The organism is Ramlibacter lithotrophicus, assembly GCF_012184415.1.
Taxonomy (GTDB): Bacteria; Pseudomonadota; Gammaproteobacteria; order Burkholderiales; family Burkholderiaceae_C; genus Ramlibacter; species Ramlibacter lithotrophicus.
The window spans coordinates 67,231-82,625 of record NZ_VTOX01000002.1; the positions used below are offsets into that span (position 1 = coordinate 67,231).

Annotated in this window: 17 protein-coding genes; 4 read left to right on the forward strand and 13 right to left on the reverse strand. The window is 70.6% G+C overall.

All coding sequences use genetic code 11. From position 1 onward, the window contains the following. Positions 1 to 17 precede the first annotated feature (17 nt). The 8 genes from RAMLITH_RS06370 to RAMLITH_RS06405 all read right to left on the reverse strand — a co-directional run bounded on the left by RAMLITH_RS06370 (position 18) and on the right by RAMLITH_RS06405 (position 8,050). Positions 18 to 1,010 carry a Bug family tripartite tricarboxylate transporter substrate binding protein gene (locus RAMLITH_RS06370; protein WP_168106553.1) on the reverse strand — a complete coding sequence of 331 codons (993 nt, stop codon included), beginning with the start codon at positions 1,008 to 1,010 and terminating at the stop codon, positions 18 to 20. Between the two features lie 322 nt (positions 1,011 to 1,332). Next, positions 1,333 to 2,709, reverse strand: a complete 1,377-nt coding sequence (locus RAMLITH_RS06375) for an acyclic terpene utilization AtuA family protein (protein ID WP_168106554.1) — start codon at positions 2,707 to 2,709, stop codon at positions 1,333 to 1,335. After that, positions 2,706 to 3,011 carry a DUF4387 family protein gene (locus tag RAMLITH_RS06380; RefSeq protein WP_168106555.1) on the reverse strand — a complete coding sequence of 102 codons (306 nt, stop codon included), beginning with the start codon at positions 3,009 to 3,011 and terminating at the stop codon, positions 2,706 to 2,708. The genes RAMLITH_RS06375 and RAMLITH_RS06380 overlap by 4 nt, the downstream gene beginning before the upstream one ends. Positions 3,012 to 3,075: 64 nt before the next feature. Then, positions 3,076 to 4,056 (reverse strand): Bug family tripartite tricarboxylate transporter substrate binding protein, encoded by a 981-nt coding sequence (locus tag RAMLITH_RS06385; protein WP_168106556.1) that lies wholly within the window; start codon positions 4,054 to 4,056, stop codon positions 3,076 to 3,078. A 60-nt stretch (positions 4,057 to 4,116) separates the two neighbouring features. Continuing rightward, positions 4,117 to 5,121 carry an asparaginase gene (locus RAMLITH_RS06390; protein ID WP_168106557.1) on the reverse strand — a complete coding sequence of 335 codons (1,005 nt, stop codon included), beginning with the start codon at positions 5,119 to 5,121 and terminating at the stop codon, positions 4,117 to 4,119. A 43-nt stretch (positions 5,122 to 5,164) separates the two neighbouring features. After that, positions 5,165 to 5,845, reverse strand: coding sequence for an isochorismatase family protein (locus tag RAMLITH_RS06395; RefSeq protein ID WP_168106558.1), 681 nt, complete (start codon positions 5,843 to 5,845; stop codon positions 5,165 to 5,167). 13 nt (positions 5,846 to 5,858) lie between these two features. Further along, positions 5,859 to 7,067 (reverse strand): CaiB/BaiF CoA transferase family protein, encoded by a 1,209-nt coding sequence (locus tag RAMLITH_RS06400; RefSeq protein WP_168106559.1) that lies wholly within the window; start codon positions 7,065 to 7,067, stop codon positions 5,859 to 5,861. Continuing rightward, entirely contained in the window at positions 7,064 to 8,050 is a 987-nt protein-coding gene (locus RAMLITH_RS06405; protein WP_168106560.1) for a hydroxymethylglutaryl-CoA lyase, read from the reverse strand. Before RAMLITH_RS06405 ends, RAMLITH_RS06400 begins: the two co-directional genes overlap by 4 nt. Before the next feature lie 180 nt (positions 8,051 to 8,230). Between RAMLITH_RS06405 and RAMLITH_RS06410 the strand changes: the two genes are divergently transcribed. Further along, positions 8,231 to 8,980, forward strand: coding sequence for an IclR family transcriptional regulator (locus RAMLITH_RS06410; protein ID WP_168106561.1), 750 nt, complete (start codon positions 8,231 to 8,233; stop codon positions 8,978 to 8,980). Positions 8,981 to 8,987: 7 nt separating this feature from the next. Here the strand turns inward: RAMLITH_RS06410 and RAMLITH_RS06415 are convergent, their stop codons facing one another. Continuing rightward, entirely contained in the window at positions 8,988 to 9,623 is a 636-nt protein-coding gene (locus RAMLITH_RS06415; protein WP_168106562.1) for a GDSL-type esterase/lipase family protein, read from the reverse strand. Positions 9,624 to 9,692: 69 nt separating this feature from the next. Here RAMLITH_RS06415 and RAMLITH_RS06420 point away from each other — a divergent pair, with 69 nt between their 5' ends. The 3 genes from RAMLITH_RS06420 (at position 9,693) to RAMLITH_RS06430 (ending at position 11,246) form a co-directional block, all read left to right on the forward strand. Continuing rightward, the gene (locus tag RAMLITH_RS06420; RefSeq protein WP_168106563.1) at positions 9,693 to 10,265 is read left to right on the forward strand and encodes a hypothetical protein; all 573 of its coding nucleotides are present in this window, start codon (positions 9,693 to 9,695) and stop codon (positions 10,263 to 10,265) included. A gap of 375 nt (positions 10,266 to 10,640) precedes the next feature. Then, positions 10,641 to 10,913 (forward strand): hypothetical protein, encoded by a 273-nt coding sequence (locus RAMLITH_RS06425; RefSeq protein ID WP_168106487.1) that lies wholly within the window; start codon positions 10,641 to 10,643, stop codon positions 10,911 to 10,913. Between the two features lie 183 nt (positions 10,914 to 11,096). Further along, positions 11,097 to 11,246, forward strand: coding sequence for a hypothetical protein (locus tag RAMLITH_RS06430; RefSeq protein WP_168106564.1), 150 nt, complete (start codon positions 11,097 to 11,099; stop codon positions 11,244 to 11,246). Between the two features lie 6 nt (positions 11,247 to 11,252). Here RAMLITH_RS06430 and RAMLITH_RS06435 read toward each other — a convergent pair whose 3' ends face one another. From RAMLITH_RS06435 to RAMLITH_RS06450, 4 genes are all read right to left on the reverse strand, one after another. Next, the gene (locus RAMLITH_RS06435; RefSeq protein WP_168106565.1) at positions 11,253 to 12,146 is read right to left on the reverse strand and encodes an MBL fold metallo-hydrolase; all 894 of its coding nucleotides are present in this window, start codon (positions 12,144 to 12,146) and stop codon (positions 11,253 to 11,255) included. 31 nt (positions 12,147 to 12,177) lie between these two features. Continuing rightward, a complete protein-coding gene (locus RAMLITH_RS06440) occupies positions 12,178 to 13,038 on the reverse strand; it encodes a fumarylacetoacetate hydrolase family protein (RefSeq protein WP_168106566.1) in 861 nt (286 codons plus the stop codon). Positions 13,039 to 13,094: 56 nt separating this feature from the next. After that, positions 13,095 to 13,394, reverse strand: a complete 300-nt coding sequence (locus tag RAMLITH_RS06445) for a hypothetical protein (RefSeq protein WP_168106567.1) — start codon at positions 13,392 to 13,394, stop codon at positions 13,095 to 13,097. Between the two features lie 95 nt (positions 13,395 to 13,489). After that, a complete protein-coding gene (locus RAMLITH_RS06450; protein WP_168106568.1) occupies positions 13,490 to 15,334 on the reverse strand; it encodes a CHASE domain-containing protein in 1,845 nt (614 codons plus the stop codon). Between the last annotated feature and the right edge of the window lie 61 nt (positions 15,335 to 15,395).

Here is a 15,395-nt window from a genome sequence, read left to right on the forward strand (position 1 = left end):
GATCGTGCTCGTGATGGTCACCTGGCGGCGGTGCCGCGCGCCTTGGCGGCCAGTTTCTCGTACAGGCCGAGTTCCTCGTCGATCACCCTGGCATAGCTCTCGGGCGTGCCGCCCTTGATCGGGGTCAGCCCCGCGTTGCCGAGCTGCTCTTCGTAGGCCTTGGAGGCCACCAGCTTGTCGAGCGACTTCGAGAGCTTCGCGACGATGTCGTCGGGCGTCTTGGCCGGCATCACCAGCCCCACCCACGCATCGAAGCGGAAGTCCTTCATCCCGGACTCGGCGAAGGTCGGCACGTCGGGCAGCATGGCGTCGCGCTGCGGCGTCGCCACGGCCAGCGCCTTGACCTTGCCGGCCTTGATGTGGGGCAGCACCGAACCGAGCGTGGCGAACGACAGGTCCACGTGGCCGGCGATCAGGTCGGTCATGGCCGGCGCGGCGCCCTTGTACGGGACCGGCACGATCTCGCTCTTCGTCAGCTGGTTGTACAGGACCGTGGCCAGCATGGGCGACGAGCCGGGCGCGGCGGAACTGTACTTGCCCGGGTTCTTGCGCACCTCGGCGGCGAACTCCTTGAAATTCGAGGCCGGGAAGGTGTTGCGCACGACCAGCACCGTCGGCGTGATCGCGACCATCTTGACCGGCTTCAGGTCCTTGCGGCTGTCGACCTTGAGGTCGTCGGTCATGTACGGGTTGATGGTCAGGTTGATGCCGGTGACCAGCGCCGTGTAGCCGTCGGGCGCCGCCTTGGCCGCCTCGGCGGTGCCGATGTTGCCGGCGGCGCCGGCCTTGTTGTCGACGAGGAAGGTCTGGCCGAGGTCGGTGCTGAGGTGTTTCGCCACCAGTCGGGCCACGATGTCGGTGGGGCCGCCGGGGGCGAAGCCGACGACGACGCGCACCGGCTTGTTCGGGTAGTCCGCTTGCGCGGCCACCGGCAGCGCCGCGGCCAGGGCCAGGGCGCCGGCCAGCGCGGCGGCAACGCGCCGGCGGCGCAGTGGTTGAACATGCAACATGGTTTTCTCCTTGAGGGTGGCGGCGCGTGTCGTGCCGCGCCGGTGTGGGACTAGTGTCCTGTCCCACAAATATCTGTGCTCTCGCTGGTTCGTAGCGGGCCGCAGGCAAGGCGCGGGCGCCGGCCAATACTTGACGTATTGGCCGGTGACCGTAACGCGGCATGCGGCCCGCTACGAGCCAGCCCGGAGGGTTCGGCGCCTGCGGGGCGCTCGGCGGCCGTCCAAAGCGTGTCCAGACGTCCAGTCTGGACCCGCTCTGGCCAACCACCGATCATCCCCGCATCCATCCGAACGAGAGTACAGATATTTGTGGGACAGGGCACTAGATGTCCTCGACGGACACCGGAAACAGGTCGGCCGCGTCGTCGGCCGGCATGACGTGATAGAGCGCGTAGCGGTAGGCGGCGCCGGCGGCGAGTTCGGGCGGCGTGAACGGGAAGGCGATGTTGCCGCCCGTGGACAGCCGGCCCGGGAAGCCCGAATGCAGCAGGAACTGCTTGAAGGTCTTCGCAGCCGCCATCGCCAGCGCCGCGCTGTCGGCGATCACCTCCACGACGATGCCGACCTCGCGCGGCTGCGTCGCCGGCTCGTCGCGCCCGAGCGCCACCACGCCGTCGAGCCCATACAGCCGCGGATGGATCTGGTAGTTGCCGGACACCAGGCCGCGGGTGGTCTTCTCCACGTCGACCATCAGCGTGCGCAGGCGGGCGATCACCTTCGGATCGACGGTCGCCGCGACCAGCACCGCACGATGCCCCACCGGTGCGCTGCCCTCGACCTTGATCGTGCAGCGGGCGGCCTCCTGCCAGGTGGCGCCGGTGACGCGCGTGCGGCGCTCGTCGAGCGCGGTGTACTTCGCGTCACCGACGTTCAAGGTGCCGTCCGGCTCGGTGAAGGTCAGCGGATCGGCCTGCTCGTACAGGCTGTGCGCGGCCACGGAAAGCGGCGTGGCGCGGCGCTCGGGGTTCATGCTCTCGAGGTCGAAGCCTTCGGCATCGAGCGTCGCCAGCATCGCGTCGCGGCCGCCGGGCTCGCAGCAGATCGACGTGCATTCGACGATCTTGGCCATGTGCATCACGCTGCCCATGTCGAAGCCCAGTGCCTGCGGAATGGCCGCGAAGATCGCCGTGTCGCAGGCGCGGCCGGCGATGATGACGTCGGGGTCCAGCTCGAACGCACGCTGGAACGGCGCGATGCCCATCTGGCCAACGATGTGGGTGCAGCTCTCGATGTCGGCGCGCGTCACCGGCAGCGAGCCGCCCAGCGCCGTGAGCTCGCTCGCCTCCAGCGCCTTGGCGACGCGCGCGGCCGGGATGTCGGCGCGGATCGAAGCCATGCGGAAGTGCATCCCCTCCTCGCGCGCGATCGCACGGATCATTTCCAGCGTCGCGTCCAGGTGCGGGGCCGCGCCCGATGTGCCCGCCGTGCCCAGGATCAGCGGCACGTCCAGCGAGCGCGCCGCCTTCAGCACCAGGGCCAGGTCCTTGCGCGTGACGGCGGGGCTGGTCGCCATGGCGCCGGAGCCCAGATAGGCCGGCCCCGGGTCGACCGAGCCCATGTCGCAGCCGATGAAGTCGGGCCGGCGGGCGAGGCCCGCCTGCAGCGCCTGCTCCGGGATGCCGTAGCCGAGTTGCCCCGAGGCGGAGAGGATGCGCAACGCCGACGGGCGGCGCGCGAGCAGTTTGCGGACGGCGTTCATACCTGCACCGCCAGCAAAGGCAGATGTTGTTGTGCGCCGTAGACGTCGCGGTCGCCAGGCGAGCCGGAGACGACGGCGCGCGGCATGGCGATCTTGATCGCCAGCGCCGCGGCGTAATGCGTCACCTTGATCTCCCCGGCCGGCCGGTCGAACACCGCGGCCAGCGCCGCCGGCGTGAGTCCCGCCGACTGTGCGGCCTGCGAATAGGCGGCCTCGGACGGGAACATGAGGTCGAAGGAGATCGTCAGCGGACCGGCGTTCTTGCTGCGGATGACCGAAGCCATCTCGACGAGGCGGGGCATGGTGGGAGTGTTCCTGCTGCTGGAGAAATGGGCCCGGCGCCGCGGCACCGGGCGGCGGCGCTCGTCAGATCTGCTGGACCCCGACGCTGCGGATCACGTCGCCCCAGACCTTGATCTCGCGCTCGATGTGGGCGCGGAACTGGTCCGGCGTGGTCGCGACGCTCACCGCCGCCTGGTCGGAGAACGTCTTCTGGATGTCTGGCATCTTCGAGATCTCGACGATGGCTGCGTTGAGCTTCTGGATGATCGCGGGATCGGTCTTCGCCGGCGCGAACAGGCCGTTCCATGAGGTGATCTCGAAATCCGGCAGGCCGGCTTCGGCCAGCGTCGGCACCTCGGGCAGCAGGGCCAGCCGCTTCGATGCGGCGACGCCCAGCACCCGCAGATGGCCGGCCTGGATGCTCGGGATGGCCGACAGCGCGGTGACGAAGCCGACCTGGGTGACGCCGGCGATCTGTTCCTGCAACGCTGGGCCGGCCCCCTTGTACGCGACGTGGACCATGTCGATCCCGGCGCGTTGCTTGAGCATCTCGCCGGCCAGGTGCGGCGTGGTGCCGACGCCCGACGAGGCGTAGTTCAGGGAGCCCGGCTTGGCCTTGGCCAGCGCGATCAGTTCCTTCACCGTCTTGGCCGGCACTGAAGGGTGGACGACCAGCACCGCGGGCGCCGTGGAGAGCATCGAGATCGGCGCGAAGTCCTTGACGAAGTCGTAGCGCAGGTCCTTGTAGAGGGACATGTTCACGGCGTTGGAGATCGTCCCGAGGAACAGCGTGTAGCCGTCCGCCGGCGCGCGCGCCGCCAGTTCGGCGCCGATGTTGGAACCGCCGCCGGGCTTGTTGTCGACGATGAACGACTGCCCGAACTTCTGGTTCAGCTTCGCGCAGATGGCTCGGGCGGTGAGGTCGGTCGAGCCGCCCGGGCCGAACGCCACGACCACCTTGACCGGGCGGTTCGGGTAGCTGGCGGCTGCGTTCTGGGCGAAGGCCGGGAGTGCCGACATCGCGCCGGCGGCGAGGCCGGACTTCAACAGGGTTCTGCGGTCCATTTCAATGTCTCCTTCTGGCGATGAATCGTCCGTCGCGACGGATCGTGCTTGCTCTCTGGGTCAATAGATGTCGAACATGGCCTGGATCTGCGCCGGGTCGGACGTCTGCGCGAGCGCCAGGCCCAGCAGGATGCGGGCCTTCTGCGGCGTGAGGTTGTCCGCCCGCAGGAAGCCGAGGTCGCGGACCTTGGCCGGGCCGAAGACGCGGCCGGAGCCACCCCGCGACGACAGCACCACCACCACGCCCTGGTCGACGGCCTTCTTCATCGCGGCCGATTCCTGCGGCGACAGCAGCCCGGGCACGTAGGCCGCGCCGACGATGCCTTTCGCGCCGGCTTCGACGAAGGCGCGCACCGCCGTGCCGTCGCTGTCGGCATGGGAGTAGGCGATGTCGACGCGCGGAAACGCGGCGAGTTCGCGGATGTCGAACGGCGTGTCGGGCGCGCAGCGGCGCAGCGGCCGGCGGTAGAACGCCACCCGGTCGCCGTCGGCATGGCCCAGCGCCCCGAAGTCCGCGGTGCGGAAGGTCTGCAGCCGGCCGGTGGACGTCTTCGTCACGTCGCGCGCCGCGTTGATCTCGTCGTTGAGGCACACCAGCACGCCCATGCCGCGCGCGTCGGGGCTCGCCGCCACCCGCACGGCGTTGTACATGTTGAGCGCGGCGTCGGTGGACACCGCGCTGGCCGGGCGCTGGGCGCCGGTGACCACCACCGGGATGTCGGTCTTGAGCGTGAGGTTGAGCGCGTACGCCGTCTCCTCGATCGTGGCCGTCCCGTGCAGGATGGCCACGCCGGCCAGATCCGGGTGCTGGCGCACCAGGTCCTCGATGGTCAGCACCAGTTTGCGCCACTGCTCGAAGCCCAGGGCGGTGGAAGGCAGCCGGTCGAAGTTGACCGGGATCACCTCGGCCACCGTCCTGGCATGCGGGAACTTCTCCAGCATCTGCTCGGCGGACAGGCGGTTGCCGCTGGTGGTGTACTCGTACATGTCGAGCTCGCCGACATGGCTGATCGAGGTGATGGTGCCGCCCGTGCTGATCAGGGCGACTTTCGGCTTGGCGCTCAAGGCTGGTGCTCCGGTGGTTGGCAGGGGGCGGCGCGGCGAGGCTTCACGCCTTCTTCGGATAACGGGTGCGTACCTGGTCGAGCACGTAGTCCAGCGTCTCGACGTCGCAGAACTTCATGTCCAGGTCGAACATGTTGGCCTTGTGGGCCTGCGGGCTGCGGTCGCCGCAGGCCTCGTCCACCAGGATGGTGCGCAGGTTGTGCGAGAACGCGTCGGTGGCGCCGGCGCGCACGCAGCCGGACGTCGAGATGCCGCACACCACCAGCGTGTCGACCTTGTCGTAGCGCAGGAAGGCTTCCAGCGGCGTGAGGAAGAAGCACGAGGGCTTGTTCTTCAGGATGATGCGGTCCACCGGCCGCGGCGCGTAGGCTTCCGGCCACTCGTCGGCGCGGGGGTCGCGGCAGTACTGGAAGTCGTCCGGCCTGGCCAGCTTGTAGTTCCACGCCCCGCGATAGGTCGGGTGGCTGCGGTCGTCGCGCCGGCTGTAGTAGATCGGCAGGTCCAGTTCGCGGAACAGGTTCGTCAGCTTGACGATCGAGTCGGTGACGCTGGTCATGTCGCGCCCGCACATCGAATAGCTCGGATCCACGAACATGTGCGTCGTGTCGATGTTCAGCAGCGCGACGCGCTCGCCGAAGCCGATGCGCTGGGCGAAGCCGCCCTTGCGGTAGGTTTCCAGTTCCTCGTCCGGCACGTAGCCGCGCCACTTTTCGAGCTTGTCCATCGTTGTCTCCTGTTCAAGGTGTGGTGGTGATCGGTTCCGGGGCGCCGGCGGGCGCGAGCCCCAGTTCGCGCAGGACCTGCGCGGTGTGCTCGCCCGGCTGCGGCAGGTCCAGGCGCACGCCCAGGCGCCGCTCGCCGAACTGCACCGGCAGCCCCGGCACGCTCGTCGCGCGGCCATCCTGCAGCGTGATCGGCAGCAGGCCCTCGCCGGCGTTCAGGTGCGCGTCGTCGTACAGGTCCGGCGGCTCGACGATGCGCGCGAACGGCAAACCCGCCTTCTCGCACAACGCCTCGAGCTCGCCGATCGGGTGACGGGCGATCAGGCGCGCGACCAGCGGGATCAGGCGGTCGCGGGCCTGCGAGCGCAGGTTGTTGGTGCGGTAGGCCGGGTCCAGCAGTTCCGGCTCGCCCAGCGCCGTGGTGAAGATCTCCCACTGGCGTTCGGTCACGACGCCGATGAAGATGCCCACCCCGTCGGACGACTGGAAGGTGTCGTAGACGCCCCAGGCGCGCTTGCCGGCCGACATCGGCACCGGCCGCTGGCCCGACACCGCGTACTGCAGCATGTGGGTCGACACCAGCCAGGCGGCGTTCTCGAACAGGCCGCTGCGCACCTGCTGGCCGAGCCCGGTGAGGTCGCGCTCGCGCAGCGCCGCCATCACCGCGAGCGCGCCGAACAGGCCGCCCATCATGTCGTTGACCGGCGCACCGGCGCGCAGGGGCCGGCCGACCGGCCCGGTCATGAAGGCCAGGCCGCTCATCATCTGGGCCACTTCGTCGAGCGCCGTGCGGCTCTCGTACGGCCCGGCCAGGAAGCCCTTGAGCGAGCAGTACACCAGCCCCGGATTGGCGTCCTTGAGCGTTTCGTAATCGAGGCCCTTCGCCGCCAGCGCGCCGGGGCGGAAGTTCTCGATGAACACGTCGGCGCTGGCGGCGAGCGCGTGCGCGGCTTCGCGGCCCTGCTCCGTGTCCAGGTCCAGGATCACGCTGCGCTTGTTGCGGTTGCACGCCGCGAAGAAGCCCGCGCCGGTGCTCGTGAGATAGCGGGTGTGGTCGCCGCGATGCGCCTCGTCCTTGCCGGGCGGCTCGATCTTGATGACGTCGGCACCGAGGTCGGCCAGCACGAGGCCGCAGGTCGGCCCCATCACCATGTGGGTCACCTCGATGACGCGAATGCCTTGCAGGGGCAGCGTCTTTCCGGGTTCGTTCGCAGCGACCGTCATGCGGTCTCCGGATTCGCGCCACAGGCGGCCTGGCCTGCGGCCGAGGCGGGAGCCGGCCGCGCCGGATTCGCATACGCGAAGCCCTTGTGCACGCCGGCGTCCGGCACGTGGCCGTACAGCGCCTCGCCGGGCAGCGCTTCGCGCAGGATCGCGCGGGCGGCGAACAGGGCGTCGAGGTCGACGCCGGTGTCCACGCCCATGGCTTCGAGCAGGTACACCAGGTCTTCCGTCACGATGTTGCCGGTCGCGCCCGGCGCATAGGGGCAGCCGCCGATGCCGGCCTGCGAAGCATCGAAGGTGGTGACGCCGGCGTCGAGCGCAGCCACGACGTTGGCCAGGCCCTGGCCCCGTGTGTTGTGCAGATGCGCGCCGCCGGCCTTGGGTCCGAGTTCCGCGACGAGCCGCTTGAACATTCGCCTGACCTGCGCCGGATTGGCGAAGCCGACCGAGTCCGACAACCCCACCGAATCCACGCCTGCCTCAGCCAGCCGCACGGCCATCTCGATCACCCAGTCCTCCGAGACCGGTCCTTCGCGCGTGCAGCCGAAGGCCGACGAGATCCCGGCCTCCACTTCCAGCCGCTTCCCGCCATCGAGGCCGTCGCGCCAGCGGCAGATGTCCGCGACGGCGGCGATCGACTCCTCGCACGTCATCCGCACGTTGGCCATGTTGTGCAGCTGCGAGGCGGCCACCGGCACGGTGATCTTGTGGGCGCCGGCGGCGGCGGCGCGTTGCGCGCCTTTCAGATTGGGAACCAGCGCCAGCACCGTGAGGCCGGGAATGTTCACCGCTTCACGCACGACGGCTTCGGCGTCCGCCATCTGCGGCAACAGCTTCGGATGGACGAAGGAACCGACCTCGATCTCGCGCAGTCCGGCCGCGGCCAGTGCGCGGATCCAGCGGTGCTTCGCTTCGGTGGGCATCGTGCGCCGGATGCTCTGGAGACCGTCGCGCGGACCCACTTCGCTGACCAAGACCTGCATCGAAACTCCTGGGATGCCCCGCCCGGCTTGCACCGTCGTGGCATTAGTGTTTTATCTAATAGACTGTTATTCTTTTAAATAGAATACTTGCGAGCCATCGAGATGTCATCCGCGTTTTCCCTTGGCGCTTGATCCAGGGCGCAGCGCGAAGGCAGACCAATCACTTACTCTCCCGACCGCATGGCCCGCTACCCCACCCGCCCGCCCCTCAATTCCTCCGCCGACGGCGGTGGCGTGGCGGCCGTCGACCGCGCGCTGATGCTGCTCGCCGCCTTCCAGGACGGCGACCGTTCGCTGTCGCTGCAGGAGCTCGCCGAGCGCACCGCCCTCGTCAAGAGCACCGTGCTGCGCCTGCTGGTGTCGCTGCAGCATTTCGGGCTGGTGCAGAAACTCGACGACAACCGCTACGCACTGGGGTCGGGCATCGCGCGGCTGCATCGGGTCTACACCGCCTCGTTCGGCCTGGAAACGGTGGTGCCGCCGGTGCTGCGCACCCTGGTGGAAACGACGCGCGAGAGCGCCTCCTTCCACGTGCGCCAGGGCGACAAGCGGCTGGTGCTGTTCCGCGTCCATTCCTCGCAGGCGCTGTCGGACCACAGCAACGCGGGCGACCTCTTCCCGCTGGACCGCGGCACGGGCGGCCATGTGATCATGGCGTTCTCGGGCGCGCGGGGAAACCTGTTCGACAGGATCCGGCGCGACAAGGTGATCTCGCTATCGGGCGACCGCGTGCCGGAACTGGCCGGGGTGTCGGCGCCGGTGTTCGATGCGTCCAACAACCTGGTCGGCGCGATCACGCTGACCATGCCGACCATGCGCTATCGCCAGGAACACGTCGCCACCGTGCGCGCGGCGGCGGCCGAGGTCACGCGCCGGCTCGGCGGCTCCTTCGAGCGGGCCGGCGCGCCGGCGGACGCTGCCGTCGACTGACGCCGCGCTACGCCGGCGCCAGCCCCAACTCGCGAGCCCGCGCGGCGAGGCCGCGCGCAAACGCCTCGTAGCCCTGCGCGTTGGCGTGGATCGCGTCCGAGCGCAGCGCCGGATCGCCCAGCACTTTCGCCCAGCCGCCCTCGTGCAGCGGCACCCCCAGCTCGGTGGCCAGCTCCTCGTACATCGGATGGTCCGACAGCGATCGCGCGACGGCCGCCAACATGCTCAGCTCCGGAATGGCCACCAGGAGCACCTGCGCGCCGCTGGCCGCCGCGTCGCGGCAGATGCGGCGGATGTTGTCACGCGTCTCGGCCGGCGGCAGCCGGCGCAGGAAATCGTTGCCGCCGATGCCGACGATCACCAGTCGCGGCGAATGCTCCTGCAGCAGCGCCGGCAGGCGCGCCAGCGCAGCGGCCGACGTGTCGCCCGGCACGCCGGCGTTCACCACCTGCCAGCCGGTGAGGCCGGCGAGCACCGCCGGATAACTGGTCTCGGGCGTCGCGCCGATGCCCCAGGTGAGCGAGTCGCCCAGGGCCAGCACCACGGCGCCGGCCGGAAGGCCCTCCATCTTTCGCCGGCGCCCGCAGGCCGCGAGCGCCAGCCCGCCGGCGACGGCCAGGAGCAGGCGGCGGCGGGACGGCATGACGCGGATTGTCGCGCGCGGCGCGGCGGCGCCGTTCCCGGCAGAGCAATGAAGATTTATCATCAGGTCATGCAAGCAGGCCCCCGCGACATCGCGCAAATCCGGCTGGACAACGCGTTGGCCCTCTTCGACGAGTTCGTTCGCCATACCGTCAAGGACCCCGATGCGGCGACGCTGCGCGGACTGGAGCGACGCTTCGCGGAACGGCTGCAGATCCAGCCGAGCTACTGGAGCCAGATCAAGAGCCGCTCGCGCCAGATCGGCGAGCGGCTGGCGCGGCAGTTCGAGCAATTGAGCCGCAAGCCGCCGGGATGGATGGACGTCGCGCACGACGCTGCGCCCGCCGCAGCGCAGCGGTCCGCGGCGGCGCCGGCGGCAGCCGAAAGCCCTCTGCCGCAGGACGACGACGAGCGCTTCATCGTCGGCCTGGTGCTCACCTACTACCGGCGTCATCCCCAGCGTGCCCGCACCCGCCTCCTCGAACTGCTCGGCGAGGTGCTGATGCCCACCGCCGCCGCTACGCCGGCACCTGCGCCCGGCGCACCGGCGGCCGCGCGCGCGGGCACGAGCCCACCGGTGGACCCGCACACCTTGTGGCAGCAGTCGCAGGCGGGCGTCGCACCGCTGAAGCGCAAGAAGTAGAACGCGTCGCATCGTCGCATCGTCGCATCGTCGCGATCACGCGACACGCGCACGCGGGCGTGAAAAAAATCGCTTGCTTCGAGATAATCGAATCTTTATCATTTGCGCAAGCCGGCGCGAAGCGTCGGCGACGCCATCCGATCAACCCCAGCCGCTTTCAATGACCGTCTTCGCCCTCTCGACCCTGCTGAACGTCCGCACCGCACGCGCGGCCGGAAAGCCGTCGGCGTCGAACAGCGACAGCCGTGCACTGCGAGCACACCACCCCCGGGGCGGCGCACCCCCAGCCTGATCGACGCAGGCGGTGCGAGCGGCCCGGTGGCTTTGCCCCCGGGCCGCTTTGCTTTTCCCGGCCCCTGAAAGGAGAAACGCTTCATGGAAACGACGAAGTCTTTGAGCTGGGCCGCCGCGCATGCGGGACGTCCGCCCGGCGCCGCGCTGCTGCACCTGCTGGCAGCCATGCTGCGGGCGGCCAGCGACGCGGTGGACCGGCTGGCCCTGCGGCTGGAAGCGGCGCGCAGCGCGGTGGCGCCGGAAGCACGGGTGGTGGAGTTCCATCCGATCTACCGCGATGCGGGCGCGCCCGAAGGCGCGCTGTACGTGGACGGCAAGCTGGTCGGCGTGATCACGGGTGTTACGCGCCTGTGACGTGCCAGCCGCGCCCGGGCCCTCATCCATGCGTGGGCCCCGCGTGCCCTGCGGGCCCGGCTGAGCCGGGAACCTTGCAGGGCCCGCCGCGCGCGCCTGTGGCCGGCGGGCAACGACGCTCCTGCGATTGCGGACTATGCTGAACGTGAAGCGGCCGAATCCACGGCCGCCAGGGAGCGGTCGATGAACATCTTGAAGCTGATCCACGTGGTGATCGCACAGGCGTTCTATCGCTGGGCCCTGAGCGAGATGAATCCGCTGCACCCCGACCTGCCGAAGATCGTCCTGCGCCAGCAGGAACTTGCCGACGAGGCCAGGCGCCTGCTCGCCTGAGCCTTCTCAGGCGAGAGCGAACCCTTCTCCGCACTGCCGCACCACGCCCTGCCCTACCAGTTCATCCAGGTGCATGCGGATGGAATTGCGCTCGGCGCAGGGCACGAAAGGCACGCTGTAGCCAGGCGGATAGAGCAGGCGCCGCTGCACCAGTTCGTCCAGCGTGTGCGGCCGCTCGCGCAGGTACGCGACCAGCTTGTCGCTGCGCTCGTCGATCTTCGCCGCGAACCGCGCCAGGTCGGCTTCGAATTGCGCCCGGCCGGTCAGCACCGCGCGATGGTGCGAGGTGATCCACACTTTCGCATCGAGGTGCGCGACCTCGCGCAGGCTCTGCCGGAACAGGGCCAGGCTCGACGTCGCGTCGCCGTAGTACGGCCCGAAGCCGGTCAGGTCGATGTCGCCGATGAACGCGACGCCCTCGCTCTCCACCACCAGCGCGCAGTGCCCGGCGGTGTGCCCCGGCAGATGGTGGGCGCGGATGCGCCCGCCGCCACCCAGTTCCCACACGGCACCATGGGCGTACCCGGTGGCGTCCGGCCGCGGCCGGTAATGGAAGTCGCGCTCGATCATCTGCCGGACCGCCGCGAGCACGTCGTCGGGATAGCCATAGTGCCGCGCCAGTCCAGCCCAGCACTGCACGGCGGCGAGGTCCGCGTCGTGCGCCTGCACCCGGGCGCGCGGCACGCGGTGCAATCCGGCGAGGTGGTCCTCGTGGACGTGGCCGAGGAGGACGAGGTCGACGCCGTCGAAGTCAGGGCCGATCCGGTTGGCGACCAGCGGCGTGTCGAACGCGACGCGCAGGTCGCGGCCGTGCACGATCACCTGGTTGCCGTCCGGGTACTTGCCCGACTTGTCGCCGAGGTGGACAGCCACCGGCCCGAAGCGCAGCAGACCGTCCACGTTCACTCCGGCCGTGGCGCGGTCCGACGCATCACCGCGCCCCGGATTCGTCGACCACCGGATTCGCCAGGATGCCGATGCCCTCGATCTCGACCTCGATACGGTCGCCGGCCTTCATGAACACCGGCGGCTTGCGGGCGTGGCCGACGCCGGAGGGCGTGCCCATCGCGATCACGTCACCCGGCTCCAGGGTCATCGCCTCGGTCAGCAGGCACAGCGCCTCGACCACCGGCGACAGCATCAGCGAGGTGTCCGAACTCTGCATCACCTGCCCGTTCAGCCGCGACTGGATCTTCAGGCCCGCCGCGCCCGAAGGCAGTTCGGCGGCCGGCACCGCCCACGGCCCCAGCGCGCCGGTGCCGTCGAAGTTCTTGCCGATGGTCCACTGGGCCGTGCGCCGCTGGTAGTCGCGAATGCTGCCGTCGTTGAAGCAGCTGTAGCCGGCCACGGCCTGCAGCGCGTCCTGTGGCGTGAGGTGACGCGCGCGCCGGCCGACGATCACCGCCAGCTCGGCTTCGAAATCGAACTTGTCGGACACCCGCGGCCGGACCATGGGCGCGCCGTGCGCCACCAGCGACGTGGCGCCGCGCATGAAGAAGCTGGGGTACTCGGGCTTCGCATGGCCGCCTTCGGCGGCGTGGTCGGCATAGTTCAGGCCCAGGCACACGACCTTGCCGGGCGCCGGCACGACCGGCAAGAGCCTGGCCCGGGCCAGCGCCACGGTGCGGCCCTCGGACCTGGCTTGCTGCACAGCCTGCGCCACGCGGTCCCGCGGCTGCACGAGCCAGGCGGCCAGGTCCTGTGCCGCGAGCGCCGGCAGGACGACCAACCGGTCGTCCTCGACGCAGCCGACGGCGGCGCGGCCGTCGTGTTCGAACGTTGCAAATTTCATGGGTGCTCCTCGAGCTGCCGACTATAAGCCGGCCACCGGAGCACCCACCGCGCGGCTCAGGGCTTGCGCCCGAGGATCTCCCCGATGCTGGCGCGCGGCTCGGCCAGCGGATCGGGCTCCTCGCCCCCCGGCGGCATCTCGCGCGGGCTGCTGCGCTCGGCGCCGTCGCTGGCCTTCGGCGACTGCGGCATCCCGACGCTGGCCCCGCCGCCGGTGAGGCTGTGCGTGCCGATCGGCGCGGCGCGGCCGCGCTCGCGCGCGGCGGGCTCGTCCGCCGGATGCCAGGGCTGCGCATCGCGCGCGCTGTCCTGGGGCGCGCCCGGTGCGGGTCGATCGCGTTCGTGGTTCTCCTTCATCGCTGCACCTCTTTCCTGCTCGCGGCGTAGCGCCGCCGCCGGATTCTTCCGGCCGCGGCGCGCCGGCGCCTGTCGGATGGGGCCGCCCCTGCGTGTCAGGAGGCGGAGCGGGGCAGCTCGACGCGGAACGTCGTGCCTTCGGCGGCCGAGGAGACGACGTCGATGCGGCCCCCATGGGCCTCGACGATCTTGCTCACGATGTAGAGGCCCAGGCCGATGTTGCGCGCGCCGCCGCCTTGCTGGCCGCCGCCCTGGCGCAGCGGCTCGAAGATCGAGGCGTGCAGCTCGGGCGGGATCGGATCGCCGAAGTTGTGCACGCTCAGCACCGCGCCCGCGGCTCCGGCCCTGATGTCCACCGTCACCTCGGTGTCCGGCCGGCCGTAGACCAGCGCGTTGCTGACCAGGTTGAACACCACCTGTGCCACGCGGTCGGCGTCCCAGCGTCCGGCGCCGTCGCCGCTGGCCTGGACGCGGACGCGGCGCGCCGGATTCAACGCCTCCAGTTCCTCCACCGCCTTCGTCACGATCGCCATCAGGTCGCCCGGCGCCGGCCGGATGCGGATGCCCGAGCCGAGCCGCGCCTGCGTGAAATCGAGCAGGTCCCGGATCAGGGCGAGCGACATGCGGCAGGCTTCCTCGATCCGCTCCACGCTCCGCGCGAGCGGGGGCGGCAGCCCGCTGCGCTGCAACAGCTGCGTGTTGAGCAGGATGACGTTGACCGGATTGCGCAGGTCGTGCGACACGATGCCGACCAGCATCTCCCCGAACTGCACCTGCCGTGCCATCAGCGCCTGCTGCTCCTCCGCGCCCTGGCGCGCCGCACGCTCGCTCGCCAGCAGCGATTCGGCGAGCTCGCGCTGCCGGCGCTCGGCGCGCGCCGACTGCTCGGTGGCCCGGCGCGCCTCCAGCAGCGAGCGCACCAGCAGGAACAGCAGGACGCTGATGACCAGCCCGCCGGTCGCGGTGGCCAGCGTCTGGGCGGCGTCGCCCTGCCGCGGCGGCGCCACCGCGAACTGCAGCGTCCAGGTCTGGCCATGCAGCGCCAGGGTGCGCTCGGCCGTCACGGCGTGGCCGCGCCCGCCGGTTGCCTCGTAGAGGAGCAGGTCCGGCTGCGCCGCGGGGCCCGCGTAGACGCGCTGCAGCGTGGCCCTGCCGCTGGTCCCGCCCCGGCCGCCGCGAAAGAAGTCCGGAGCGCGAAAGGGCGCGTACACGAAGGCATGCAACCGCCGGCGGCGCTCCTCGACGGTCTGCGGCTGGGCCCCGGGGCCGTAGTGCGGCACGTACAGGAGGAACCCGGCGGCCTTGGCCTCGTCGATCTCCTGTTTCAGGATCACGCGGCCGGTCAGCGCGGCCGTCCCGGTGTCGCGTGCCCGCGCCATGGCGTCGGCCCGCACCGGCTCCGAGTACATGTCGTAGCCCAGCGCGGCCATGTTGCGCGCGTCCAGCGGCTCCAGGTACAGGATGCCGAACGTCCACTCGCGCTCGCCCGGCGGGAACAGCCGGAAATTGGGCTCGACGTCGCGCCGTGCGGCCGCCTCGAACTCGACCGTGCGGCCGGTCGCGACGCGCGGGCTGTAGCCGATCCCCTGGATGCCGGGATAGTGCCGCGTCACCTGGATGCCCGCGATGAAGTCGCGGAAGGACCGCGCGGACAGCGCCTGGCCTTGCGCGCCGACGAAGGCCCGGGTCGCATGCAGCAGGGCCAGGTAGGCGCCCAGGCGGGACTCCACCTCGGCCGCCTGGTCCTCGATCGCGATCTGGGTGGCGGTCGCGTGCCGCGCCTGCATGAGCTGGTGGACGCGCGCCGTTGCCGCGAGGGTCGCGGCCAGCGCCACCGCCAGCACCGCCCAGGGCCACAGGCCCAGACGCGTCCAGTCACGCCCGCCTGGCGGCGGGCGCGTGACAGCGTCGTCATCCGGGGAACTCGCGGGGCCCGCCATGGTGGAAAGGGCACATGCTAACCCGCAGCCCGCACCCTTGCGGGGCGGCACGGCACGGCCG